This window comes from Micromonospora sp. WMMD987 (assembly GCF_029581435.1).
Lineage (GTDB): Bacteria > Actinomycetota > Actinomycetes > Mycobacteriales > Micromonosporaceae > Micromonospora > Micromonospora rifamycinica.
This window is the reverse complement of the sequence record NZ_CP120861.1, coordinates 3246751-3271685: the sequence shown is the minus strand read 5'-3', so window position 1 is coordinate 3271685 and position 24935 is coordinate 3246751. Positions and strand designations below refer to the sequence as shown.

24 protein-coding genes and 1 pseudogene are annotated in these 24935 nt (G+C 74.4%); 16 read left to right on the top strand and 9 right to left on the bottom strand.

Annotation, left to right across the window (positions count from 1 at the left end):
• Together O7612_RS13695 and O7612_RS13690 are read left to right on the top strand one after the other, a co-directional pair.
• Positions 1-1497 (top strand): selenium-binding protein SBP56-related protein, encoded by a 1497-nt coding sequence (locus tag O7612_RS13695; RefSeq protein WP_282273616.1) that lies wholly within the window; start codon positions 1-3, stop codon positions 1495-1497.
• Positions 1494-2129: a hypothetical protein gene (locus O7612_RS13690; protein WP_282273615.1), complete on the top strand. Its 636-nt coding sequence runs from the start codon at positions 1494-1496 to the stop codon at positions 2127-2129. Before O7612_RS13695 ends, O7612_RS13690 begins: the two co-directional genes overlap by 4 nt.
• Positions 2130-2349: 220 nt before the next feature.
• Here O7612_RS13690 and O7612_RS13685 read toward each other — a convergent pair whose 3' ends face one another.
• Both O7612_RS13685 and O7612_RS13680 read right to left on the bottom strand, forming a co-directional pair.
• Positions 2350-3783, bottom strand: coding sequence for an endo-1,4-beta-xylanase (locus tag O7612_RS13685; protein ID WP_282273614.1), 1434 nt, complete (start codon positions 3781-3783; stop codon positions 2350-2352).
• Between the two features lie 178 nt (positions 3784-3961).
• Positions 3962-5941 carry an ABC transporter ATP-binding protein gene (locus tag O7612_RS13680; protein ID WP_282273613.1) on the bottom strand — a complete coding sequence of 660 codons (1980 nt, stop codon included), beginning with the start codon at positions 5939-5941 and terminating at the stop codon, positions 3962-3964.
• A gap of 234 nt (positions 5942-6175) precedes the next feature.
• Between O7612_RS13680 and pgi the strand changes: the two genes are divergently transcribed.
• The 4 genes from pgi (at position 6176) to O7612_RS13660 (ending at position 10403) form a co-directional block, all read left to right on the top strand.
• Positions 6176-7813 (top strand): glucose-6-phosphate isomerase, encoded by a 1638-nt coding sequence (pgi, locus tag O7612_RS13675; protein WP_282273612.1) that lies wholly within the window; start codon positions 6176-6178, stop codon positions 7811-7813.
• A 132-nt stretch (positions 7814-7945) separates the two neighbouring features.
• Positions 7946-8647, top strand: coding sequence for a GntR family transcriptional regulator (locus O7612_RS13670; RefSeq protein WP_282273611.1), 702 nt, complete (start codon positions 7946-7948; stop codon positions 8645-8647).
• A 98-nt stretch (positions 8648-8745) separates the two neighbouring features.
• Positions 8746-9573 (top strand): sterol desaturase family protein, encoded by an 828-nt coding sequence (locus O7612_RS13665; RefSeq protein WP_282273610.1) that lies wholly within the window; start codon positions 8746-8748, stop codon positions 9571-9573.
• Between the two features lie 209 nt (positions 9574-9782).
• Positions 9783-10403 (top strand): lysoplasmalogenase, encoded by a 621-nt coding sequence (locus O7612_RS13660; RefSeq protein ID WP_282273609.1) that lies wholly within the window; start codon positions 9783-9785, stop codon positions 10401-10403.
• On the opposite strand, the gene O7612_RS13655 is transcribed toward O7612_RS13660, so the two are convergent.
• On the bottom strand, positions 10396-11235 hold the full coding sequence (locus O7612_RS13655) for an ATP-grasp domain-containing protein (RefSeq protein ID WP_282273608.1): 840 nt from the start codon (positions 11233-11235) through the stop codon (positions 10396-10398). The genes O7612_RS13660 and O7612_RS13655 overlap by 8 nt on opposite strands.
• A gap of 187 nt (positions 11236-11422) precedes the next feature.
• On the opposite strand from O7612_RS13655, the gene O7612_RS13650 reads away from it, so the two are divergent.
• On the top strand, positions 11423-11722 hold the full coding sequence (locus O7612_RS13650; protein ID WP_282273607.1) for a hypothetical protein: 300 nt from the start codon (positions 11423-11425) through the stop codon (positions 11720-11722).
• Between the two features lie 157 nt (positions 11723-11879).
• Here the strand turns inward: O7612_RS13650 and O7612_RS13645 are convergent, their stop codons facing one another.
• Positions 11880-12914, bottom strand: coding sequence for an ABC transporter substrate-binding protein (locus O7612_RS13645; RefSeq protein WP_282273606.1), 1035 nt, complete (start codon positions 12912-12914; stop codon positions 11880-11882).
• A 158-nt stretch (positions 12915-13072) separates the two neighbouring features.
• Here O7612_RS13645 and O7612_RS13640 point away from each other — a divergent pair, with 158 nt between their 5' ends.
• Genes O7612_RS13640 through O7612_RS13630 form a run of 3 tightly spaced genes read left to right on the top strand, consistent with a single transcriptional unit; the run spans position 13073 to position 15958 of the window.
• Positions 13073-14059: an iron chelate uptake ABC transporter family permease subunit gene (locus tag O7612_RS13640; protein WP_348774288.1), complete on the top strand. Its 987-nt coding sequence runs from the start codon at positions 13073-13075 to the stop codon at positions 14057-14059.
• Positions 14060-14103: 44 nt separating this feature from the next.
• Positions 14104-15126 carry an iron chelate uptake ABC transporter family permease subunit gene (locus O7612_RS13635; protein ID WP_282273897.1) on the top strand — a complete coding sequence of 341 codons (1023 nt, stop codon included), beginning with the start codon at positions 14104-14106 and terminating at the stop codon, positions 15124-15126.
• A 43-nt stretch (positions 15127-15169) separates the two neighbouring features.
• The gene (locus O7612_RS13630; protein ID WP_282273896.1) at positions 15170-15958 is read left to right on the top strand and encodes an ABC transporter ATP-binding protein; all 789 of its coding nucleotides are present in this window, start codon (positions 15170-15172) and stop codon (positions 15956-15958) included.
• On the opposite strand, the gene O7612_RS13625 is transcribed toward O7612_RS13630, so the two are convergent.
• From O7612_RS13625 to O7612_RS13615, 3 genes are all read right to left on the bottom strand, one after another.
• The gene (locus O7612_RS13625; protein WP_282273605.1) at positions 15931-16485 is read right to left on the bottom strand and encodes a GerMN domain-containing protein; all 555 of its coding nucleotides are present in this window, start codon (positions 16483-16485) and stop codon (positions 15931-15933) included. The two genes, O7612_RS13630 and O7612_RS13625, sit on opposite strands and share 28 nt — an antisense overlap.
• A gap of 137 nt (positions 16486-16622) precedes the next feature.
• Positions 16623-17978, bottom strand: a complete 1356-nt coding sequence (locus tag O7612_RS13620) for a HAMP domain-containing sensor histidine kinase (protein WP_282273604.1) — start codon at positions 17976-17978, stop codon at positions 16623-16625.
• Positions 17975-18661, bottom strand: coding sequence for a response regulator transcription factor (locus tag O7612_RS13615; protein ID WP_282273603.1), 687 nt, complete (start codon positions 18659-18661; stop codon positions 17975-17977). Before O7612_RS13615 ends, O7612_RS13620 begins: the two co-directional genes overlap by 4 nt.
• 149 nt (positions 18662-18810) lie before the next feature.
• Between O7612_RS13615 and O7612_RS13610 the strand changes: the two genes are divergently transcribed.
• The 4 genes from O7612_RS13610 (at position 18811) to O7612_RS13595 (ending at position 20490) form a co-directional block, all read left to right on the top strand.
• Positions 18811-19209 (top strand): STAS domain-containing protein, encoded by a 399-nt coding sequence (locus tag O7612_RS13610; protein WP_282273602.1) that lies wholly within the window; start codon positions 18811-18813, stop codon positions 19207-19209.
• Positions 19206-19475 carry a transglycosylase gene (locus tag O7612_RS13605; RefSeq protein ID WP_067306388.1) on the top strand — a complete coding sequence of 90 codons (270 nt, stop codon included), beginning with the start codon at positions 19206-19208 and terminating at the stop codon, positions 19473-19475. The genes O7612_RS13610 and O7612_RS13605 overlap by 4 nt, the downstream gene beginning before the upstream one ends.
• Positions 19476-19597: 122 nt before the next feature.
• The gene (locus tag O7612_RS13600) at positions 19598-20209 is read left to right on the top strand and encodes an STAS domain-containing protein (protein WP_282273601.1); all 612 of its coding nucleotides are present in this window, start codon (positions 19598-19600) and stop codon (positions 20207-20209) included.
• Complete coding sequence (locus O7612_RS13595; RefSeq protein WP_282273600.1) at positions 20203-20490, top strand: BON domain-containing protein; 288 nt, start codon at positions 20203-20205, stop codon at positions 20488-20490. The genes O7612_RS13600 and O7612_RS13595 overlap by 7 nt, the downstream gene beginning before the upstream one ends.
• A 144-nt stretch (positions 20491-20634) precedes the next feature.
• Here O7612_RS13595 and O7612_RS13590 read toward each other — a convergent pair.
• Positions 20635-22269 (bottom strand): annotated as a pseudogene (locus tag O7612_RS13590) (sulfatase-like hydrolase/transferase); the annotation flags it as partial.
• Positions 22270-22619: 350 nt separating this feature from the next.
• A complete protein-coding gene (locus O7612_RS13585) occupies positions 22620-23459 on the bottom strand; it encodes a CDP-alcohol phosphatidyltransferase family protein (RefSeq protein WP_282273599.1) in 840 nt (279 codons plus the stop codon).
• A 94-nt stretch (positions 23460-23553) separates the two neighbouring features.
• Between O7612_RS13585 and O7612_RS13580 the strand changes: the two genes are divergently transcribed.
• Together O7612_RS13580 and O7612_RS13575 are read left to right on the top strand one after the other, a co-directional pair.
• A complete protein-coding gene (locus O7612_RS13580) occupies positions 23554-24549 on the top strand; it encodes a zinc-binding alcohol dehydrogenase (protein WP_282273598.1) in 996 nt (331 codons plus the stop codon).
• Positions 24537-24935: a 6-carboxytetrahydropterin synthase gene (locus tag O7612_RS13575; protein WP_282273597.1), complete on the top strand. Its 399-nt coding sequence runs from the start codon at positions 24537-24539 to the stop codon at positions 24933-24935. The genes O7612_RS13580 and O7612_RS13575 overlap by 13 nt, the downstream gene beginning before the upstream one ends.

The window sequence follows — 24935 nt, the reverse complement described above, 5'->3', positions numbered from 1 at the left end:
ATGACCCGCTGGACACCCGACCCGAGCTTCTACCCCTCCCCCCGCGAGGCGTCCACCGCGCCCGCCGAGAAGCTGGCCTACGTCGCCGCGTTCGACCGTACGGCGCAGCGGCCGGACGCGATCGTCGTGCTCGACACCGATCCGGAGTCCGCCGACTACGGCCGGGTCGTCGGCTGGACCGACCTGCCGGACACCGGCGACGAGGTGCACCACTTCGGGTGGAACGCGTGCAGCAGCGCGCTCTGCCCGACCGCCCCGCACCCGCACGTCGAGCGGCGCTACCTGATCGTGCCGGGGCTGCGCTCGTCCCGGATCCACGTGTTCGACACCCGGCCGGACCCGCGCGCCCCGCAGCTGGTCAAGGTGATCGGTGCGGAGGAGCTGGCCGGACGCGCCGGCTACTCCCGCCCGCACACCGTGCACTGCGGCCCGGACGGCATCTACCTGTCGGCGCTCGGCGGCGTCAACGCCGCGCAGAGTGCCGACGGCGTCAACGCCGCGCAGAGTGCCGACGGCGTCAACGCCGCGCAGAGTGCCGACGGCGTCGACGCCGAGGGCCCCGGCGGCATCGTCGTGCTCGACCACACCACCTTCGACGTCCGCGGTGCCTGGGAGGCCGACCGGGGACCACAGTTCCTGGCGTACGACGTGTGGTGGCACCTCACCCAGGACGTGCTGGTCACCAGCGAGTGGGGCACCCCGTCGATGATCGAGGACGGCATCGTCGGCGAGCTGCTGCTGGGGCGGAAGTACGGCCACGCGATCCACTTCTGGGACCTCGCCAAACGCCGGCACGTGCAGCGGGTCGACCTCGGCGACCAGTACCAGATGCCGCTCGAGCTGCGTCCCGCCCACGACCCGACGCAGTCGTACGGCTTCGTCGGGGTGGTAATCAGCGTCGAGGACCTGTCGGCGTCGGTCTGGTTGTGGCACCGCGACGGCGCGGGCGCGCACGCCCCGTGGGCGGTGACCAAGGTGATCGACATCCCCGCCGAGCCGGCCGATCCGGCCGACCTGCCCGAGCTGCTCAAGCCGTTCGGGGCGGTGCCCCCGTTGGTCACCGACATCGACCTGTCGGTGGACGACCGCTTCCTCTACGTCTCCTGCTGGGGCACCGGGGAGCTGCGCCAGTACGATGTCCGCGACCCGTTCCACCCGGTGCTGGTCGGCTCGGTGCGGCTCGGCGGCATCGTGGCCCGCACCGCTCACCCGGCCGCGCCGGGCGAGCCCCTGGCCGGTGGCCCGCAGATGGTGGAGGTCAGTCGGGACGGCCGGCGGGTCTACGTCAGCAACTCGCTCTACGGTTCCTGGGACGACCAGTTCTATCCCGACGGGGTGGGTGCCTGGCTGGCCAAGCTGGACGTCGACCCGGAACACGGCGGGCTCACCCCGGACGAGCGGTTCTTCCCGCACGGCGAGGAGTTCCGGGGCCTGCGGGTGCACCAGACCCGGTTGCAGGGCGGTGACGCCAGCTCCGACTCGTACTGCTTCCCGTGACCGGGCGGACCCTGCTGGCGTTGGCGGCGCTCGGCGCGTTCCACGGGCTGAACCCGGCCATGGGGTGGCTGCTCGCGGTCGCCCGGGGGTTGCAGCAGCGCCGCCGGGCGGCGCTGCTGGCCGCGCTACCCCCGGTCGCGGCGGGGCACCTGGCCTCGGTGGCGGTGATCGCCGCGCTGGTCACCGCCACCCGGTCGGTCGGGGTGAGCACCGCGCTGACGGTGACCGGCGGGACGGTGCTGGTCGGCTTCGGACTGTGGCGGCTGCTGTCGCAGCGGCACTTCCGCTGGGCCGGGATGCGCCTGTCGGCGGCCCAGGTGGCCGGCTGGTCGTTCCTGATGTCGTCGGCGCACGGAGCCGGGTTGATGCTGCTGCCGGTGCTGCTGGCCGATCCCCCGCCGACCGGCGGGCACGCCGGGCACCTGGCGGCGGCCCCGGCCGGCGCGCTGCCCGGCCTGGTGGCGGCCGGGGTGCACACGCTGGCCATGCTGGTCGTCGCGCTGGTCGTCGCCCTCGTGGTGTACGAGGTGTTCGGTGTGGGGATGTTGCGCCGGGCCTGGTTCAACGTGGACCGGCTCTGGGCCGGGGCGCTGGTCGCGGCCGGGGTGGTGACGTTGGCCGCCGCGGTCTGACCGCGCGGCGGGCGCCCTCGCCGGCGCACGGGAGCGGTAGCGCCCGCCACCGAGCCGGTCGGGGTGGCCCCGGGCACCGTCTAGCCGCTCCACCCGGCGCTGTGGCGGGCGGCGGGACACCCTCGCCGCGCGGACCTGTCGGCCGCCCGGGTGCGACGGGCGGCCGACCGGCCGGCGCGGCGGGCGTCGCCGTCGCGCCGGGTCCGGGATCGGACCGGGGTCAGGCGCGGGCGCAGGTCGCCGTGCCGGTGGGACCGTCGCCGGTGCCCTGGAAACCGAACTCGGTGCCGATCCCCGCGCCGACGGTGCCGTTGTATTCGGCGTTGCGGAAGCTGACGTCACCGGTGGCGACGGTGTGCTGTGCGCTCCAGGCGTTGGTGACGGTGGTCCCCGACGGCAGGGTCAGGCCGACCACCCAACCGTCGAGCCCGGCCGGACCGGCGGTGACCTTCACGGTGGCCACGAAGCCGCCGGGCCAGGAGCTGAGCGACACCGACGCGGTGCAGTCACCGTCGCCGGGCGGCGGAGTCGTGGTCGGCGGTGGGGTGGTGGTCGGCGGCGGAGTCGTGGTCGGCGGCGGGGTCGTGGTGGTCGGCGGGACGGTGGTGCCGCCCGCGTTGAGCGCGTCCAGCGTGGAGGTGTACGCGGCCTTCTTGGTGCCGTTGCCGTCGAAGAGCAGCGGCGTGGCGCTGGACCGCCACGAGTCGGTGTCCCGGATGCCGGAGACGGTGATGCCGGTGCAGCGGGAGATCGCCAGGCAGGCCCGGACCACGCGGGAGTAGCTGTCGGCCTGGGAGCTGCCGGAGCCCTCGACGTCCAGCTCGGTGATCTGCACCTCGACGCCGAGGTCCGCGAAACGCTGGAGGTTGGCCTGGTAGTCCGACGGCACCGGCGACTGGGCGGTGAAGTGGGACTGGAAGCCGACGCAGTCGATCGGCACGCCCCGGGCCTTGAAGTCCTGGACCATGGCGTACACGCTGTTGCTCTTCGGGTTCTGCCCGTCGGTGTAGTAGTCGTTGTAGCAGAGCTTCGCGCCCGGGTCGGCGGCCCGGGCGGCCCGGAACGCCGCCTCGATCCAGTCGTCACCGGTGCGCTGCAGGTTGGAGTCACGACGAGCGCCGCTGCCACCGTCGGCGAACGCCTCGTTCACCACGTTCCACGCGTCGATCCTGCCCCGGTAGTGGGTGGCGACCTGGGTGACGTGGTTGAGCATGGCGTTGCGCAGGGCCGTGCCGGACAGGACCGCCGTCCAGCGCGGTTGCTGCTGGTGCCAGGCCAACGCGTGACCCCGGACCCGCATCCCGTGGGCCCGGGCGTGGCTGACCAGCTTGTCGCCGCTGGCGAAGGTGAACTGGTTCGGGCTGGGCTCGGTGGCGTCCCACTTCATCTCGTTCTCGGCGGTGACCGAGGTGAACTCACGGTTCAGGATGCCCACGTAGACGGAGTCGGAGAGCCGGTTCACCGCCACCGCGGCGCCGAAGTAGCGGCCCGTCTCGGCGGCGGCGGCACCGAGGGTGGTGCCGGCGCTGGCACTGGAGGCGAGGGCGACGGTGGTGCCGACGGCGACCACGCCGGTGGCGATCGAGACCAGTGCGGCACGCAGCCGCGGCGGTGTCGTCCGACGCCCGCTGCTGCGGGCGGACACAGGGTTCATGGCAGACGCCTTTCAAGACGGTGGGGGGTGCACCGTCCCGACCCGCGCCCGAGTGCGGTGGCCGGCCGGGGAGGCGGTGTGGTCGCCCGGAGGCCACACCCGCCTGTGTCGTCGCTCAGCCGCCACCGCCGAGGTCGAGCGGTTACCCGGATGACGCTATCGAAACATCTCTCGGAGTTCAACGAACGTCGATATCTGAGCCGCGCCGCCCGGTGGCGTCGAGGTAGCCGCTCGCCTGCAACGCGAACAGCTCCCGGTAGGGTCCGTCGGCGGCCATCAGCGTGTCGTGGTCGCCCTGCTGCACCAGCCGACCGTGGTCCATCACGAAGATCTGGTCGGCGTGCCGGACGTTGGCCAGCCGGTGGGTGATCAGCACGACCGTCCGGTCGGGCCGCCGCCGCAGCTGTTCGAAGAGCGCGTGTTCGGCGCGGGCGTCGAGGGCGGCCGACGGCTCGTCGCAGATCAGCAGCCGGGCGTCCCGGTAGAGGCCCCGCGCAGCCACCAGCCGCTGCCACTGCCCGCCGGAGAGGTCGTGTCCGTTCTTGAACTCCCGGGCCAGCAGGGTGTCGTAGCCGAACGGCAACCCGGCGATCATGTCGTGCGCGGCGGCCGACCGGGCGGCGTCCTCGACGGTGGGCCCGGCCATGTCCGGGGTCCGGTCGTACCGGCCGACACGGATGTTCTGCGCGGCGGTGAACGGGAACTTCCACCACTCCTGGGTCACCACCGCCACCTGCGCGGCAGTCGACGCCGGGTCCAGCTCGGCCACGTCGACACCGTCCCACCGGATGACCCCGCCGGTGGGGCGGTAGAGACCGGCGATCAGCTTGGCCAGGGTGGTCTTGCCGGAGCCGTTCTCCCCGACCAGCGCGACCACCTCGCCCCGCCGGACGGTGAGGCTGACCTCGTCGACGGCCGGAGTGTCGGTGTCCGGGTAGCGCAGGCTGACCCGGTCCAGCTCGATGGTGTCGAACCCGGTGGCGGGCCGGCCCGTCCCGGTGCCGCCGCGCCCCTCGGCACGGTCGAGGAAGTCCCGGTAGTCCTGGTAGTAGAGGGCGTCCTCGTAGAGGTTGTTGGTGGCGAAGACGGCGAGGGCCAGGCTGCTGCGGGCCGACTGGAGGGCGAGCAGCGCGGTCGCCGCCGCGGCCAGCGCGACGAAGCCGGCGAGCAGCAACCCACCGAGGACGGCGTAGACCGCGAAGGCGGCGATCCCCCCGATGGACATCCCGACGGCCCGGGTCCGGCTCTGCGCGCGGGCCAACCGCAGCAGCGCGGCCGTCTCGGTGTTCATCATCCGGCGGAACTCGGTGAGCAGGAAGTCGCGCATCTGGTAGGCCCGCACCTCGGCGGCGGTGTGCCGGTTGGCCATCAGGTTGGCCAGCATCCACATCCGGCGACGCCGGTTGATCCGGGCCAGCATGTCGAGGTACTGGCGGCGGGCCATCCTGACCGCGGTGACCGCCTCGGGCACCGCGGCGAGCAGCAGGCACGGCAGCAGCAACGGCTGGATCACGGTCACCGCGGCGGCGGTGGCCAGCACGCCCACCACCCCGGTGATCAGGTTGACCGTGTGGTCGACGATGGACGCCGCCTCGGCCACGCCCCGGTCACGGACCCGGTCCATCTCCTCGGCGAACCCGGCGTCGTCGAAGGCGGCCAACTCGACCGCCGTGGTGGTCTCGAACAGCCGCAGCTCGACCGCGTAGGTGATCTGCGGGATCAGCCGGGCCTGCGCCCAACCGGCGGTGACGGTCAGGGTGCCCTTGGCGGCCACCGCCGCCGCGGCCAGCACCAGCGCCGGCAGCGCCGCCCGGACCCGGTCCGGCGTCGGGCCGGCCGCGAACAACTCCCGCAGGACCCCGGTGGTGGCGAGCAGGCCCAGCGTGGTCATCACCCCGGCGGCGAGGTTCAGGCCGATCGCGGCGAGGGTGTCGCGCCGGCTGGTGGCCCAGGCCAACGCGACGGCCTCGCGCACCAGCCGGGGCAGCCGCCGGGCCACCGCGCGGAAGCTGGTGTGCGCGAACGCGGTGGCGTGGTGCATCCAGGCGCCGTCGGCCAGCTCCGGCAGGTCGAGCCCCGCGTCGGTGGCGTCGGCGGCACCCGTCTCGGCGGGCTCGTCCGCGCCGGTCGCACGGCGGGGACCGGTCACCGTCGCCATGGTTCCTCCCGGGCCGAAGGGGGCTGGGCACGGGCGAGCCTACTGTCAGCGACGACGGGCTGTCTCGCCGTGGCGGCGTGTCGTACACCTGTCGCATTGGCGTGTCGTGGGGCACGCCGCGCCGCCCGGTGCGCCGGGTCGCGTCGCGGGGCCGGGCCCCGGGTGGCAGGCTGGGACGCGAACCGTCGGCGGCACCACGCGCCGACGACCGTCGTGAAGGAGAAGATCGACCCGATGGCTGCGAGTGTGACCACCACCGACGAATGGCAGGCGCTGCGCAAGCACGCCGAGACGATGCGCGGCACCCACCTGCGGGAGCTGTTCGCGGCCGACCGGCAACGGGGTGAGCGGCTCACCGGCGAGGTCGCCGACCTGCACGTCGACTACAGCAAGAACCTCGTCACCGACGAGACGATCGGGCTGCTCACCGCGCTGGCCGGGCGGGTCGGGCTGACCGGCCGGATCGCCGCCATGTTCGCCGGGGAGCACATCAACACCACCGAGGACCGGGCCGTGCTGCACACCGCGCTGCGGCTGCCGCGCGACGCCGCGCTGACCGTGGACGGGCAGGACGTGGTGGCCGACGTGCACCGGGTGCTGGACCGGATGGCCGCGTTCAGCGAGCGGGTCCGCACCGGCCAGTGGCGCGGGCACACCGGCGAGCGGATCCGCACGGTGGTCAACATCGGCATCGGCGGATCCGACCTCGGGCCGGTGATGGCGTACGAGGCGCTCAAGGCGTACCGGGACGCGGGGATCCACTGCCGGTTCGTCTCCAACATCGACCCGACCGACATCCACGACAAGACCCACGACCTGGACCCGGCGAGCACCCTGTTCGTGGTGGTCTCGAAGACCTTCTCCACCCAGGAGACGCTGGCCAACGCCGAGCAGGCGAAGACCTGGCTGCTGTCGGGCCTGGACGCCGACGACGACACGGCGATCGCGAAGCACTTCGTGGCGGTGAGCACCAACGCCGACCGGGTCGCCGCCTTCGGCATCGACCCGGAGAACATGTTCGGCTTCTGGGACTGGGTGGGTGGCCGGTACTCGCTGCCGTCGGCGGTCGGACTGTCGGTGATGCTGGCGATCGGGCCGGACCGGTTCGGCGAGCTGCTGGCCGGCTACCACGCCGTCGACGAGCACTTCCGCACCGCACCGGTGGAGCGGAACGTGCCGGCGCTGCTGGGCCTGCTCAACGTCTGGTACGTCGACTTCCTCGGCGCGCAGACCCACGCGGTGCTGCCGTACTCGCAGTACCTGCACCGGTTCCCCGCCTACCTGCAACAGCTCACCATGGAGAGCAACGGCAAGTCGGTGACCTTCGACGGCACGCCGGTGGACCACCCGACCGGGGAGATCTTCTGGGGCGAGCCGGGCACCAACGGCCAGCACGCCTTCTACCAGCTCATCCACCAGGGCACCCTGCTGATCCCGGCGGACTTCATCGCGTTCAGCCAGCCCCAGCACGATCTGGGCGAGATGCACGACCTGTTCATGTCGAACTTCTTCGCGCAGACCGCGGCGCTGGCCTTCGGCCGGACGAGGGAGCAGGTCGAGGCGGAGGGCACGCCCGCCGACGTGGTGCCGCACCGGGTGATGCCGGGTAACCACCCGACCACCTCGATCATCGCGCCGAAGCTCACCCCGTCGACGCTGGGCCAGCTCATCGCCCTCTACGAGCACATCGTGTTCACCTGCGGCGCGATCTGGGACATCAACCCGTTCGACCAGTGGGGGGTGGAGCTGGGCAAGGTGATGGCCAACCAGCTCGCCCCGAAGCTGACCGGGGAGGCGCCGGACCTGTCCGACGTCGACTCCTCGACCGCGGCCCTGATCCGGCGCTACCGCTCGGAGCGCGGCCGGTCCTGAGGTCCCCCGGTAACGGCCACCGCTGAGGTCCGTCGGGACGGCGGCCGGGTCACCCGACCCGGCCGCCACTTCTTGTGGCGCGACTGGTCCAACCAGTTGACGGGTTGATGGGTAGGCCGACACACTGCTGCCGTGGCCTTCGTCCCCGTACCGCGCAGCTCCGTCTCCGACCACGTCTTCGCCCAGCTCCGCGACGCCATCGTCAGCGGAGGGCACCAGCCGGGCGACCCGCTGCCCGGTGAACGCGAACTGGCCGCCGCGTTCGCCGTCAACCGGCACGCCGTGCGTGAGGCGCTGCGCCGGCTCCAGCAGCTCGGGCTGCTGCGGGTCAGCCAGGGCGGGGTCACGCGGGTGCTGGACTGGCGGGTGCACGCCGGCCTCGACCTGGCCCTGTCCCTCGTCCAGTCCGGCGACGTGCTGCCGGTGGAGCACCTGGTCCGGGACATGATGGAGATGCGCGCCTGCGTCGGGGTCGACGCGGCCCGGCGCTGCGCCGTACGGGCCGGCGAAGCGGTGGGCCGGACCGTCGTCGACACCGTGGAGCGGTTCGCCGCGCTCGCACCGGACCTGGCCGCCATGGCCGACGCCAACATCGCGCTGTGGCGGCACATCGTCACCGGCAGCGGCAACACCGCCTACCTGCTCTCCTTCAACAGCCTGGTGGCCGGGGCGCTGGCCGTCGGCGAGGTGCCGCCGCAGCGACGCGCGGCCGAGTTGCTGGACGTCGCCGGGCACCGCCGGCTGGCCGCCGCGATCGCCGACGGCCGGGGCGACGACGCCGCCACCGAAGCACACACCCTGCTCACCGCGTCCCTCACCGCCCCCAGCGGCTGATCGTCGCGCATCCCCACCGGCCCGCCCCGACCACCCACCCGCCGACCCGTCCCGGGCGTCCACCCCCGTCGCCCGTCCCCCGGAAGGGAACGTCGCACATGATCCCCGCCGTGCTCTACGCCGTACCGGCGTTCCTGCTGCTCATCGCCGTCGAGGCGTGGTCGTACCGGTTCGCTCCGGACGACGACGAACGCGGCTACGAGCGGCGGGACACCACCACCAGCCTCGCCATGGGCGCCGGCAGCCAACTGGTCGGCTTCCCGTGGAAACTGCTCACCGTCGGCCTCTACGTCGCGCTGTGGACCGTCGCGCCGGTGCAGCTCTCCCCCACCAGCATCGGGACCTGGGTGCTGCTGTTCCTCGCCGACGACCTGGCCTACTACTGGTTCCACCGCACCCACCACGAGGTTCGCCTGTTCTGGGCCAGCCACGTGGTGCACCACTCCAGCACGCACTTCAACCTGTCCACCGCGCTGCGGCAGAGCTGGACACCGATGACCTCGCTGCCGTTCTGGCTGCCGCTGGCGCTGCTCGGCATCCCACCCTGGATGATCTTCCTCCAGCAGTCGGTCAGCCTGCTCTACCAGTTCTTCCTGCACACCGAGCGGATCGACCGGCTACCCCGACCGGTCGAGTGGGTCTTCAACACCCCGTCGCACCACCGGGTGCACCACGGGGCGAACCGCGAGTACCTGGACCGCAACTACGGCGGCATCCTGATCGTCTGGGACCGGCTCTTCGGCAGCTTCGCGCCGGAACACACCCCCGTCCGGTACGGGCTGACGACGAACATCGGCACCTACAACCCGCTGCGGGTGGCCACCCACGAGTACGCCGCGATCTGGGCCGACGTCCGGCGGGCCGACTCGTGGCGACACCGGCTCGGGCACGTCCTCGGCCGCCCCGGCTGGCAGCCCGCCCGATGAGCCGTTGCCGGTCCGACCGCCCACCCGGCCGTCCCGGGCCGCACCAGGCCGGCGGCGGGTCGTCCCGGGCGGGAGTGCCGGTGCCGCCACCGTCGGCCGGGGCGCCGGAGTCAGCCGGGACGACCGGGCCGGCCCGGTCACCACAGCCTGCCGGGACGACCCAGCCGGCCGGGACACCACAGCCCGCCCGGTCGCCACGCGCCGCCGGGGTGGCGGGACGCTGGTGGCTCGGGTCGTTCGGGCTGGTCGCCGCCATGGAGCTGACCGGGGTCGCGCTCGACTCGACAGCGATGCAGTGGGCGGCCAAGCCGCTGCTCGCCCCGCTGCTGCTCGGCTGGCTGCTGGCCGTACGCCGGCGATGGGACCTGGTGGCGACCGGGCTGATCTGCGCGACGGCGGGTGACCTGGCGCTGCTGGTCCCCGGCACCACCGCGTTCCTGATCGGGATGGGGTGTTTCCTCGGCACCCAGGCGGCGTTCATGGTCGCGTTCCTGCGCCACCGGCGGCCACCGGCGGTGGCCGTCGCCGGGTACCTGGCCCTGTGGGCGGCGGGGAACGTGCTGCTCTGGGGCCGGCTGGGCGACCTGCGGCTGCCGGTGCTCGGCTACAGCCTGGCGCTGAGCCTGATGGCCGCCGCCGGCTGGGGCGTCTCCCGGCGGGTCGCCACCGGAGGCGCGCTGTTCCTCCTGTCCGACCTGCTGATCGGGGTCGAGGCGACGGGTGTCCGGCTACCGGGTCACGGGCTGTGGGTGATGACCACCTACCTGGCCGCGCTGCTGCTGATCACCACCGGCTGTGCCCACCGCCCGCCGCCGCCCGCCGTCAGGTGAGGGCGGCGATCAGGGCTTCCGGGGCCATGGTGGACGGGCGGTCGCTGACCTGGCCGTCGCCGATCTCCACCAGCCGCCACCGACCGTCGGCGTGCCGGGCCAGGTCGGCGGTGGCGAACGGCAGACCGAGCGCGGACAGCACGGGGTCCAGCGGCCCGGTGTCCACCGGGGTGTCGGGAAGCTCCCCCGGGGTGTCCGGGTGCGGGCCGGTGAGCACACATCGGCCGGCGGCCCACCAGGTGCGCACCTCGACGCCGGACAGGGGCTCGAATCGGCGCAGGACGAAACCACCGGTGAAGTCGTCGTCGCGCAGTTCGCGCAGCCGGGTCGCGATCCGCCAGGCGGCCTCCGCGTCGGCCAGCTCGGGGACGAAGCACGCCTCGTGCCAGTGGTGCTTGGCGGACTTGGTCCAGTCGCGCAGCACCGCCGGGCCGGTGCCCAGCCCGGTGCGTGCCCGGTCGAAGTCGGTCCGGTCGACGCCGACCGTCCAGCGGGACTCCGGGGTGAACGCCGCCGCCGTGGCGTACCACCCGGGTAGTTCGTGGGCGCGGCGGTACTGGTCGGGGTCGGTACGCAGGGTGACCTGCCGGGCGCGCAGCGCCTCGGCGAATCCGGCGTACCCGGCGGCGGACAGCATCCAGCCCCGGTAGACCGCGTCGTCGGCGGCGGGGATCCCGGCGACCGCCCGTCCCGGGTCGCGGCCCGCCGCGAGCGCGTCGTGGTCGACGACGGCGACCCGGTGGCCAGCCTCGCGGGCGGCCTGCGCCTCCGGCGCGAAGTGCGCGTCCGGTCGCCGGGGGCGCAGCGGGTCGGCGGGGACGATCAACAGCATGCCCGCATCCTCCCCGACCCGTGCCGCCGCGGCCAGTTCCCGGACCCGGGGGTGGGGCCGAAACGGCGGCCGGCGGTACCGGACAGGTCACCGGGCCGGGCCGAGGTGGTGATTCCCACCCCAGGTCATTGGTTTTGCCACCGGACAGGCTGGAGACTCTTCTTCGGTACCGACAAAGGGGGAGACCATGCCCGACACCGACCGCCCACAGCGACATACCCGCGCCACCGTGCCCGCCGGGGTGACCGATCCACTCCTGTGGCGAATGGCTCTCGACGTGATCGACGCACACCATCCGGACCAGGCCGGGCGCTGCGACAACCTGCTCTGCGAACACCAGCAGTGGCCCTGCGACGCCGCCCGCAACGCCCATCGGGCGCTGACCATGGCCGGCGACACGACGAACGGCGTCACCGACGACCGGCGCACCGTGCGGGAGCAGCCGGGTCGCACCGCGCGACGCACGCGTACCGTCGAAGCGGCCTGAACCGTCGACCGCCGTCCCCCTCGCCCCCGGCGGCTGGCGCACCGGAACGGCGAGGGGGACGCGGCACCGCCGGCCCGACGAGGGAGGCGACACCGTCCGGACTGACGGAGGCGGGCGACACCGCGTCGGGTCGAGGACCCGGTCGGTGGCCGGACAGTCAGCCGAGGCGCTTGGCGGAGCGGATCGCGGTGGCCAGGTTCTCCAGCAGCGGGGCCGCGCCCGCGTACGAAAAGCGGGGCACCGCGTCCCAGGGGGTGACCTGGTTGGCCCTCACGGCCGGTAGCTGCGCCCAGGTGGGCTTTGCCGCGAGGTCCTTGGCCTGCAACGCCGTGGAGCGGTTGTCGAGCAGGATCAGGTCGGCGGGGAACTTGCCGGCGTTCTCCCAGCTCAGCGCCTCGAAGTAGTCACCGGCTTCGAGCTTGGTGGGGACCACGATCTCGACGCCCAACTCAGCGAAGTACATCAGGTCGGTGCTGACCTTCGGGTTGGAGACGTAGAACAGGTCGGGGCTGCCGGACGACGCCATCACCCGGATGCCGGGGTTGGCCTTGACCGCTGCCCGGACCTGCTCGGCGGCGGCCTCGAACCGGGTCTTGGCCGCGGTGACCTTCGCGGCGGACAGGTCCGCGCCGAGCGAGCGGGCCAGCTCGGCGTAACGCTCGATCGGGCGGGTCATCGGGGTCCGGGCGGTGGTGATGGCCACGCTCGGCGCGAGCTGGAGGATCTTGTCGCGGCTCTCGTCCGGGACGTACCAGAGGGCGTCCGGGTCGTACATGTGGGTGACCAGCAGCTCGGGGCGGAGCCCGGCGTACTTCTCCACGTTGAACTCGCCCCAGACGTTGCCGAGCACGGTGACCCGGTCGACGTCGAGGTCCCCGGCCTGCGGGTCACGGGAGCCGTCGGTCCGGGTGGTCTCGCCGAACACGCCGACGAGCTGGGAGTCGAGTCCGAAGTCGACGAGCGCGGCGGCCACCCCGGTGAAGGCGACCACCCGGGTCGGCGCGCTGGCCGCCTCGACCTTGCGCTGCCGGTCGTCGGTGAAGCTCCACGGGCCGGCGGAGCCGTTCGCGGTGGGCTTCGCCGGGTCGTCGCCCCCGCCGCAGGCGGCGAGGAGAGCGGTCAGGGCTGCCCCGCCACCGGCGGCGAGCAGGCCCCGGCGGGAGAATCGGGGTGAGGACGAGGAAGGCAACATGTGACGTCTTTCGGTCAGGCCCGGACCGCGGCGATCCGCGACGGCACGGTTAGGTTAACCTAACCTAAATCGCTGTCAACGGGCGGCATGCGCCGCACTCGCCCCGGGAGTCCACACTGTCCGCCACCCTATCCGCACCCACTGTACCGCCGGGGACCGTGGCCGCCCGCCGGCGAACCAGGGCACGGGCCGCCGGACTCGGGGCGGGCCTGCTGCTGCTCGTCACCGTAGTGGTGCTCAGCGTAGCCGTCGGCGCGCGACAACTCACCCCCGTCGAGGTGTGGCAGGGCCTTTTCGGCACCGCCTCACCCGAACACGCGGTGGTCCAGCAGATGCGGCTGCCCCGCACCCTGCTCGGCCTGCTCGCCGGAGCGGCGCTCGGCGTGGCCGGCGCGCTCATGCAGGCACTCACCCGCAACCCGCTCGCCGACCCCGGCCTGCTCGGCATCAACGCCGGCGCGTCCGCCGCCGTGGCCACCGCCACCGCGCTGTTCGGCGTCGCCACGGTACGGGGATGGATCTGGTTCGCCCTGCTCGGGGCGGTGGCCGTGACCGTCGCGGTGCACGCCGTCGGCGGCGGCCGGCAGGCCACCCCGGAGCGGCTGGCGCTGGCCGGGGCCGCCCTCAACGCGGTGCTCTACTCGTACGTCAGCGCGATGATGCTGCTCGACTCCGCCGCGCTGGACCGGCTGCGGTTCTGGACCGTCGGCTCGCTGGCCACCGCCGACTTCACCACCGTCGGCACGGTGGCCCCGTTCATCCTGGTCGGACTGCTGGTCGGACTGGCCGGTGCCCGACCGCTCAACGCCCTGGCCCTCGGCGACGACGCGGCCCGCGCCCTCGGCGCGCGACCCGCCCTGGTCCGGGCCGGCACCGTCACCGCGGTCACCCTGCTCTGCGGGGCGGCCACCGCCGCCTGCGGCCCGATCGTCTTCGTCGGCCTGCTCGTCCCCCACCTGGTACGCGCACTGACCGGCCCGGACCTGCGTTGGCTGCTGCCCTACGCGGCGGTGCTCGCACCGGTGCTCCTGCTCGGCGCCGACGTGCTCGGCCGGGTCCTCGGCCGACCCGGTGAACTCCAGGTGGGACTGGTCACCGCCGTACTCGGTGGACCGCTGTTCCTGCGTCTGGTGGCCCGCCGATGACCCGCACCCGGCCGGCCGACCCGTCGACCCGCCCCCGCCCGCCGGTGCGGGTGGTACGGATCGGCGGACGGTCGGTGCGCTGGCACGGCCGGTCCCTGCTCGTCGGACTGGGCGTCGCCGCCCTGGTCGTCGTCCTCGGGGTGGCCGCGATCGGCGGCGGTGACTACCCGATGAGCACCGCCGACGTGCTGCGCACCCTCACCGGCGGCGGCACCCCCGCCGAGGACTTCATCGTCGGCGAGCTGCGGCTGCCCCGGCTGGTCACCGCGCTCGGCGTCGGGGCCGCCCTGGCGCTGTCCGGCGCGATCCTCCAGTCCCTGGTCCGCAATCCGCTGGGCAGCCCCGACGTGCTCGGGGTCACCCAGGGCGCGGCCACCGGCGCGCTGGTCGTGGTGGTGCTCGGCGGCGGCACCCTGCTGCTGTCCGGGGCGGCGCTGCTGGGCGGGCTCGCCACCGGCCTGCTGCTGTGGGCGGTCGCCGGCCGGCACGGCCTGCCCGGGTACCGGCTGGTGCTGGTCGGCATCGGCACCACGGCCATCCTCACCGGCGTCAACGGCTGGCTGCTCACCCGGGCACCGCTGATGGACGCGGCGCGGGCGGTGCTCTGGCTCACCGGCAGCCTCGACGGTCGGGGCTGGGAGCAGGCCGTCCCGCTGCTCGGCCTGCTGGGGCTGCTGACGCCGGTGGTGGTCGGCGTCGCCCGGCCGCTGTCCACGATCGAGCTGGGTGACGACACCGCCACCGCGCTCGGCGTGCCGGTGGCCCGGGTCCGGCACCTGCTGCTCGCCGCGGCGGTGCTGCTCGCCGCCGGGGCGGCCGCCGCCGCCGGACCGGTCTCCTTCGTCGCCCTGGTCGCGCCGCACCTGGCCCGCCGGCTGACCCGGGCACCCGGGCCGAACCTGGCCGCCGCCGCCGGCACCGGGGCGGTGCTGCTGCTCGCCGCCGACCTGGCCGCGCAGCGGGCGGTCGACGGCCACCAGCTCCCCGTCGGGGTGGTCACCGGCCTGATCGGCGGCGGCTACCTGGTATGGCTGCTCGCCGCGCGACGCCGCGCGGCCCGGATCTGAGGAGGACGTGGTGACACCGGAGAGTCGGCTGGGCGGGGTCGGGCTGACCCTGGCCTACGATCGCCGGGTGGTGGCCCGGGACCTGTCGGTGGCCGTACCCGACCGGTCGTTCACGGTGGTGATCGGCCCCAACGCCTGCGGCAAGTCCACCCTGCTGCGCGCCCTGGCCCGGACGCTGCGACCGACCACCGGGACGGTGCTGCTCGACGGCCGGGACATCCACTCGCTGCGCTCGCGGGAGGTCGCCCGCACCCTCGGCCTGCTGCCGCAGTCGTCGGTCGCGCCGGAGGGCATCACGGTGGCCGACCTGGTCGCCCGGGGCCGCTACCCGCACCAGGGCCTGCTGCGCCAGTGGTCCACCGAGGACGAGCGGGTGGTGACCCGGTCGATGGCCGCCACCGGCGTCGGCGAGCTGGCCGACCGGCCCGTCGACGAACTGTCCGGTGGGCAGCGGCAGCGGGTCTGGATCGCGATGGCGCTGGCCCAGCAGACCGCCCTGCTGCTGCTCGACGAACCCACCACCTACCTGGACGTCGCCCACCAGATCGAGGTGCTCGACCTGTGCGCCGGGCTGCACGAGGAGGAGGGCCGGACCCTGGTCGCGGTGCTGCACGACCTGCACCACGCCGCCCGGTACGCCACCCACCTGATCGCCATGCGCGACGGTCGGGTGGTGGCCCAGGGCGACCCCCGCGAGGTGGTCACCGCCGCCCTCGTCGAGGAGGTGTTCGGGCTGCCCTGCCGGATCGTCGAGGACCCGGAGACCGGCACCCCGCTGGTCGTCCCCCGGGCCCGGCGGCGCCGTCAGTCCGGGCCGGTGACCGCCGGGTAGTCGGCGGCGGTCAACGGGCCGGCCGACAGCGAGCCGTCGGCCCGGGGCACCTCCAGCGGTCCACCACGCAGCAGGAACGACACCCCGGAGACGTCGGCCCGGCTGTCCAGCGTGCAGACGATCTGCCCGTACGCCAGCACCTCGTCGCTGCGACCGGACTCCTCCCCCAGCGGCTCCACCTCCACGTGCGCCCGCCCGTCGACCAACCGGGCCCCGAGCACGTGCACCGCGCCCGGCAGGGCGGTGCCGAGCCCGGCCGCCCGTTCGGCCCGGGTGGGACCGGCCAGCAGGCGACGCAGGTGCCCGTCCACTCCACCGACGGCGTCGACCTGCCGGACCGTCCGGACCAGTCGTCCGTCACGGACCAGGCAGAACGCCTGTTCCACCCGGCCCGGGACACTGCTGGCGGCCGGGGCGGCCGGTGGTCCGAACGGCGGCTCGACACCCCTCGGCCGGTCGTCGACCGGCACCCCGCACGCGGCCGTCAGCAGCAGGCCCACCACCGGCAGCAGCACCCACCACCGCACCGACGGTGACACCCGCCGGAGCCCGGCCGGGGGCCGGCACACCCGCCCGAGCCCGGCCGGGGGCCGGCACACCCGCCCGAGCCCGGCCGGGGGCCGGCACACCCGCCCGAGCCCGGCCGGGGGCCGGCCGCGCCGGGTCACGTCCGGCTCCCCGGCAACTCCACCCGGAACCGGGCGCCGCCGCCGGGCCGGTCGCCGACCGAGGCCCGGCCACCGTGGGCCGCGGCGTGCTGGGCGACCAGCGCCAGTCCCAGCCCGGTGCCGTCCCCGCCGGCCCGGTCGTGTGCCGCCCGTCCCCGGACGAACCGGTCGAAGACCACCTTCCGATCGGCCACCGGCACCCCCGGTCCCTCGTCGTCGACCTCCACCATCCCGACCCCGTCGCAGACCCACAGCCGCACCGCGACCGGGCCGCCGCCGTAACGGACCGCGTTGTCCAGCAGGTTGACCAGCACCTGCTCCACCCGCCGAGGGTCCACCGACCAGAGTCCCGGCGGGGGCGGGCCGGCGGCCACCAGCGACTCGGGCAACCCCCGCCCCCGGCACACCCCCCGGGCCAGCGCCAGCACGTCGACCTCCTCCCGCTGCACCGGCCGGTCGCTGCGGGCCAGTTCGATCAGGTCGTTGACCAGCCGCTGGAACCGGGTGATCTCCTCGCTGACCAGACCGGCGGCGGTGGCCGTGCGATCGTCCAACCCGTCCCGACGCCGGGACAGCACGCTCGCCGCCGCCGACAGCGTCTGCAACGGTGAGCGCAGCTCGTGGGCGACGTCGGCGGCGAACCGGCGGTCCCGTTCGATCCGCACCGCCACCTGGTCGACCATCCGGTTGAAGGAGGTGGAGAGCCGGGCCAGGTCCGGGTCGGTGCCGGGGGCCAGCCGGGCGGTGACGTCCCCCGCCGCGATCTTCTCGGCCGCGTCGGCCACCGCCGTCAACGGGCGCAACCCGTGCCGGGTGGCGTACCAGCCCAGCGCCGCACCGGAGCCGGCCACGGTGACCGCCACCACGGTCAGCGCCAACGCCAGCACCTGGAACGTCTGCTCCAGCTCCCGCAGCGAGGTGATCTCGTAGTAGCCGGTCGACTCCGCCAGCGGCACCCCGACCAACAGCGCGGGCTGCCCCTCGACCCGGATCCGCTGCACCCCGGGCTCACCGTCGGCGACCATCGCCATCAGCCCGGCCGGCACCGCGCCGGACGGGCCCTCGTCGGCGGTCCGGGCGTACCAGCGGCCGTCGCGGTGCACCAGCGCCCGGCGGCTGCCACCGGTGTCCAGGGTGCGCAGCACCTCGTAGACGTCCGGGGTGTCGGTGTCCAGACCGGCACGGACCACCGCCGCGTCGAAGTACGCCGCCCGCAGCGCGGTCCGCTCCCGCTCGTCGAGCAGCGAGCGGCGCACCAGCTCGTACGAGATCAAGGCCATCAGCGCCGACAGCAGCAGCGCGCCGATCGCGAACGCTGCGGTGACCCGGGCCCGCAGGCCGAGCCGCCTCATCGTTGCAGCTTGTAGCCGAGGCCCCGCAGGGTGACCAGGTGCCGGGGGTTGGCCGGATCGGCCTCGATCTTCTGCCGCAACCGGCCCACGTGCACGTCCACCAGCCGCTCGTCGCCGGTCTCGTAGCCCCACACCCGGCTGAGCAGTTGCTGCCGGGACAACACCCGCCCGGCGTGCTCGGCCAGCTCGCAGAGCAACCGGAACTCGGTCCGGGTCACCGGCACGGGCCGCCCGGCCCGGCGTACCTCACCGGCCTCCGGGCTGATCTCCAGCGCGCCGAAGGCCAGCACCGGCACCGTCGCCGTGCCGACCGACACGGCACTGCGGCCCCGGCGGCGCAACGCCCGCAGCCGGGCCGAGAGTTCCTTGATGGCGACCGGCTTGACCAGGTAGTCGTCCGCGCCCGCCTCCAGCGCGGCGACGATGTCGTGGGTGTCGTCGCGGGCGCTGACCACCACGATCGGCACGTCGTCGTGGCGGCGCAACTGCCGGATGCACTCGAAACCGTCCAGACCGGGCAGCATCAGGTCCACCAGCACGTAGTCGGCGGTCTCCTGCCGCTGCGCCCGCAGCCCCTCCTCGGCCGTGGCCGCCCCGCGCGCCAGATAGCCCTCGTCCTCCAGGGCCAGCAGCAGCGCCAGACGGATCCGGTCGTCGTCCTCGATCACCAGTACGCCCGCCATCGGCAAATCGTGCCCGGTGCGCTCCGGCGGTGACGACCCGGCCGTGGGCTACGCGAAATTTGTCACGCAACTGACATACGTCTGCGCGGCCCCCGCCAATCTCGCCCAGCAGGCTGGAATCCGGACAGCGAACCGGAAGGAGGGCGATCGTGGGAGCGTCCCGCCCGGAGTGCACCGTACCGCTGGTGGAGGTGTGCGTCACCGACGACCTGGACCTGGCCGCGCTGGCCCGGTCCCGGCAGGTCTTCGACCGGCTCGTCGAGCTGCGCCCGGCACACGTGGTGGTGGACCTCTCCGCATGCCGGCACCTCGACGCCGCCGCCGTCGGGCTGCTGCTCGACGTGCACCGGCAACTGGCCCGCCACGGCGGCGTGCTGACCCTGCGGGATCCCAGCCCCCGGGCGATGCGCGTGCTGAGCGCCGCCCGGGTGTCCCGGGTGCTGCCCATGGTCACCACCCCGAGGGCACTGTCGGTGGACGGCGGCCTGGTCCCGTCCGCCGTCCACCGGCAGACCGCCCCGCCCCGGCTGCGGGAGCACAGCCGGTGAGCGGCACCGGGATCGTCGCCGCCGTCGTCGTCGGGCTCGTGATCGGCGCGCTGGGCCGGCTCGTCGTCCCCGGCCGCACCCAGCTCCCGCTCTGGCTCACCCTCGCCGTCGGCCTGGTCGCCGCGCTGCTCGGCACCATCCTGAGCCGGCTGGTCGGCATCGACGGCGACGGCTACACGCTGCGACAACTGATCGTGCAGGTCGGCCTGGCCGGGGTCGCCGTGGCGCTGGTCGTCGGGACCGCCGGCGGCCGTGCCGAGCGCTGACCCACCCGATCCGGTCGTGACCCGGCGCGCGGGGTGTCCGGTCGACCACCGTGCGCCGGGCCACGACCACCGGGCCACCACGACCACCGGGCCACCGACGTCGACCCTCAAGGAGGAGACCGATGACCGTCGTACCGGACGACCCGCTGATGACGCTGATCTGCGACAGCTGCGGAACGGTGGCGAGCGGCCCGGCCTGCGTCCTGCCCGACGCCGAGGTGGTGTGGACGTTCGTCGCCGAGCAGGGCTGGACCGGTTCCCCGTTCGCCACCGGTCCGCACCGCTGCCCCCGCTGCGAACTCGTCGGGGCACCGGCGCCCGCCCCACCGGCCCGCGCGGCACGCCGCGCCGACCCGCTCGGCGTGCTCGGCGTCGAACACCTGGACGGGGTGGCGGTCGTCACCGCCGCCGGGGACCTCGACATCGCCACCGGCGACGACCTGCACGGGGCGTTGGCCGAGGCGGTCGACGCCGACCGGCACGTGGTGGTCGACCTGGTCCGGGTGCACCTGATCGACTCCACCGCGCTCGGGGTGCTGGTCCGGGCCCGGCAGGAGGCCCGGCACCGTGGCCGGCGGCTCAGCCTCGCCGGGCCGTCCCGGTTCGTCCGCACCGTGCTGCACACCATGCGGTTGGACCGGGTCTTCCCGGTCTTCGACACGCGACGGGACGCGGTGGACTGGTCCCGGTCCGCCGGGTCCGACCGCTCCCCGGTCAGGAGCACGGCATGGTGATGCCGTGGCCGCTGCCCGACGAGAGCTGGTTCCGTCCGGAGCCCGGACCGCCCGGACCGCCCGGGGACGACGTACGGCTGGCCGCCGAGGTGGCGTACCGGATCGTCGGCGGGGTCGGTGCGCGGGCCCGACGGATCACGGTCACCGTGCAGAACCGGGTGGCCATCCTCGGCGGGCTCGTCCCCGACGCGGCCACCCGGCGGTTCGCGGGACAGGTCGCCTGGCAGGTGCCCGGGGTGGTCGACGTCTGCAACACGTTGCGGCTGTCGTCGCGGCGCTGACCGTGCCGTGACGGCGGGACGTCCCGCCGGACGTCCCGCCTCGCCGGAGCGTCAGCGCGGGGCGTCCCGCCTCGCCGGGGCGTCAGCGCGGGGCGTTCCGCCTCGCCCGAGCGTCAGCGCGGGGCGTTCCGCCTCGCCGGGGCATCAGCGCGGGGCCGCCACGTGGGCCGGTGGCTGCGGACCGAACGTGTCGAGGAAGCGGTCCCGGAACGTGTCCATCCGCCACACCGGCGCGTCCGGTCCGGGCCGCAGCCCCTCCTGCCAGCCCCAACCGGCCACCCGGGCCAGCACCGCCGGATCGCGGGCGACCACGGTGATCGGCACGTCCCGGCTGGCGTTCGGGCCGGTCACCAGCGGGGACGGTTGGTGGTCACCGAGGAAGACCAGCACCAGGTCGTCGTCGCCGTACGTCTGGACGTAGGAGATCAGGCTGTTCAGCGAATACTCGATGGCCCTGCGGTAACCGGTGCGCACCTCGGTGGTGCTCCGCCCCACCACGTCCTTCGGGTTGAACGCCACCGACGTCGGGCGGCGGTAGATCGAGCCGTCCCCGACGTGGTCCCAGTCGAGCATCCGGGGGATCGCCGCCCACGGTGAGTGGCTGGAGATCAGCGGGATCTCCGCCATGATCGGCGCCCGGTCCCCGGTGGCCCGCTCCCGGCGCTGGAAGGTGGACAGGGTGTACTGGTCGGGCATCGGCGCATAGCTGAACTGCGGCCCGCGGTACTCCAGCCCGGCCGCGTCGTGGTAGCGGTCGTAGCCGAAGAACGCCCCCTCCGGCCAGGGCGAGGTGGCCGCCGGCATCACCCCGACGGTGTCCCAGCCGGCCCGCTGGAACGCCCTGTTGAGGGTGAGCCGGTCGCTGGCCAGCAGACTGTCGTGTCGCTGCTGGTTGTCGATCCACAGCCCGGACAGCAGCGTGTCGTGGGCCAACCAGCTTCCGCCACCGGCGGTGGGCGAGGTCAGGAAGCCGCTGCGGGCCGTGAAGCCGGCGGCGGCCAGTCGCCGGGTACCGCCGTCGAGCACCGCGCCGACCTGGCCGGCGAACTCCGGGTCCTCGACCGCGTCCCGGCCGTAGCTCTCCACGAAGGCCAGCACCACGTCCTTGCCGCGCAGCGCGGTGAGCAACTGGTCCCCCGGGGTGTCCCGGTAGGCGTCCCGGGCGACCTCGCCGGCGAACTCCCGCCGGTCCCGCAGCCCCGCGCCGACCTGGCCGACATGCTGGCCGACCAGGGTGGCGGTGCCGGAGTCGGCGACCGGCACGCCGAGGGTCGCGGCGGCCACCCAGAGCGCGGTCAGTCCGGCGACCACCCGGACGGCGGCCCGGCGGTGCCCGGTCGCCTCCCGGGTCAGCCGCTGCACCGACCGGACGGTGAGCACCAGCAACGCGACCACCAGGGCGACCAGCCCGGCGGCGGCGGCCACCGCGCCACCGCCGCCCACCGAGTCGGTGACGAAGGCGTACCCGTCGTCCAGCAGCACCCAGTCGACGACCAGGTCGAACGGGCGGGCCAGGCTGGCCGACATGCCCAGGTCGAGCACCTTGACGATGGCGACCAGCCCCAGGGCCACCCCGACCGGCACCGCGACCAGCCGACGCACCCGGCCGGGCAGCGCCAGCAACAGGCCGGCGGCCACCAGCCCCTCGATCGGCACCCCCAGGAACGCCGTCGGGGTGAGCTGGTCGTACCGGTCCGGCGCGGTCAGCACCGCCAGGACCAGCAGCGCGGCCAGCCCGGTGGTCACCCGGGCGGCGACCCGCCGCCAGCGCGCCGCCGGTCCGGTCGCGGCCGACGCCGGTGACACGTCGGCGGCGTCGGCCGACGGCACCGAACGGGCGGCCCCGTCCGACACGGCGGGTTCGGCCGAAGCGGCGGGTTCGGCCGAAGCGGCGGGTTCGGCCGAAGCGGCGGGTTCGGCCGACGTGCCGGGCTGCGCCCGCTCGACCGACGCGGCCGGCTCGGCCGACGTGCCGGGCTCGGCCGGCCCGGTTGTCGGAGTGGGTCGGCCGGTCCCGGTGGCGGTACTCCCGGCTGCCGTGCTCGGCCGACGCAGGCGTGACAACAACGACACTCCGAATGGTCCTTCCTGGGCAGGTCCCGGCTCCGGGGCCGGGTCGACGGTCCGACTCAGACCGGCTGGTGGGCGGCGAACGGCCGGTCGGCGATGGCTTCGACCCGGGGTCGCACCGATGGTACGGACGGCAGCGCCGCGACGGACGATCCCCGGGGCAGGGACAGCGCCGGGACACCCGTCGGGGCGGTGGTCCGGGCGACCCGGGCGGGTCGGTGCCACCAGAGCCAGCCGACATCGTGCCCGAACGACTCGACCAGCAGCGCCAACGCCACCGCGGCCAGTACGGCGGCCGCCGGTCGGGCCAGCAGGTCCGCGGCCACGACGAGCAGCAGTACGCCCTGCGCGGCGGCGACCACCTTGCGCCAGAAGCGCGGCGGCAGCGCCCCCCGCAGCCAGGGCAGCAGCCGGCCGGCGGCGACGAAGGCGTACCGCAGGCCGCCGATGGCGAGCACCCACGGCCCCACCGCGGGTGCCACCTGGACACTGAGCACCAGGATGAGGAACGCGTCGACCTCCATGTCGAACCGGGCGCCGAGCGCGCTGACCGTGCCGGTGCGCCGGGCCACCCAGCCGTCCACCGCGTCCAGGGCCAGCGCCACCGCGGTCATCGGCACCAGCACCCCCAGCGCGGTCGTGCCGTCCAGACCGGCCACGACCAGGGCGGTCACCCCGCCGACGAGCACCCCCCTGGCCAGCGTCACCCGGTCCGCCGGCCCGAGCCGGTCGGCGCCGCGACGGCGCAGGCCGCGTCGCAGCGCGACACAGGTGACCACGCCGTACCCGAGGCCGGCCAGCCAGCCGGCGACGTCGAGCCCGACGGTCGCGGCCAGCCCGGCCAGCAGGACGGTCTGTACGGCCAGGCCGAGCACCGGACCGGTTCGAACCCTGGACACCCTGCCTCCGTGTTTATGATCGACGACCTCGGTAATGGGTACGCAGCACGCCGCCGATTCGTTCGGTCCGGCCGGCAGATGAGGAGAAAACCGCGTGATCCGCGACGCCCAGGCCTTCTGGCTGCGTGCTCCCGGGGTCGGTGAGCTGAGGCCGGTGACCCTGCCCGCACCCGGACCCGACGAGGTGCTGGTCCGCAGCCGCTACTCCGGGGTGAGCCGGGGCACCGAGACGCTGGTGTTCACCGGCAGTGTGCCACCGAGCCAGTACGCCGCGATGCGCGCCCCGTTCCAGGAGGGCGACTTCCCCGCCCCGGTCAAGTACGGCTACCTCAGCGTCGGGGTGGTCGAGGACGGTCCGGCGGCGTTGCGCGGCCGGACGGTGTTCTGCCTGCACCCGCACCAGAGCGCGTACGTGGTGCCGGCGTCGGCGGTGACCCCGGTGCCCGACGGCGTGCCGGCGGCCCGCGCGGTGCTGGCCGGCACGGTGGAGACGGCGGTCAACGCGCTGTGGGATGCCGCGCCGCTGGTCGGCGACCGGGTCAGCGTGGTCGGCGGCGGGATGGTGGGGTGCAGCGTGGCGGCCCTGCTGGCCCGCTTCCCCGGGGTCCGGGTCGAGCTGGTCGACACCGACCCGGCGCGGGCGGTGGTCGCCTCGGCGCTGGGGGTCGACTTCGCCCCGCCCGAGGCGGCGACCGGGGGGCGGGACCTGGTGGTGCACGCCAGCGCCACCGCCGCCGGGTTGCAACGCAGTCTGGACCTGCTCGCCCCGGAGGGCACCGTGGTCGAGCTGAGCTGGTACGGCGACCGGCCGGTCGAGCTGTCGCTGGGCGGGGCGTTCCACGCCGGCCGGTTGACCGTCCGCAGCAGCCAGGTCGGCACGGTCTCCCCGGCGCGGGCGGCCCGGCGTGACTTCGGCGACCGGCTGGCGCTCGCCCTGGAGCTGCTCGCCGACCCGGTCTTCGACGTGCTGCTGACCGGGCGGTCCCGCTTCGCGGAGCTGCCCGACGTGCTCGGCCGCCTGGCCTCGGGGGAACTGCCCGCGCTGTGCCATCTGATCACCTACGACGAGGAGACGCCGTGTTCAGCGTGACCGTACGGGACCACATCATGATCGCCCACAGCTTCCGGGGCGAGGTCTTCGGGCCGGCGCAGAAGCTGCACGGGGCCACCTTCGTCGTCGACGCCACCTTCCGCCGCCCGGAGCTGGACGACGACGGCATCGTGGTGGACATCGGCCGGGCGATCGACGAGCTGAAGGCGGTGCTGGCCGACCTGACCTACCGGAACCTCGACGACGAGCCGGCGTTCGCCGGGCAGAACACCACCACCGAGGTGCTGTGCCGGGCCGTCGCCGACCGGCTCGCCGACCGGGTGCACGCCGGTGGCCTGGGCGAGGGCGCCCGCGAGCTGTCCGGGATCACCGTCACCCTGCACGAGTCGCACATCGCCTGGGCCAGCTACGAGCGGTCGTTGTAG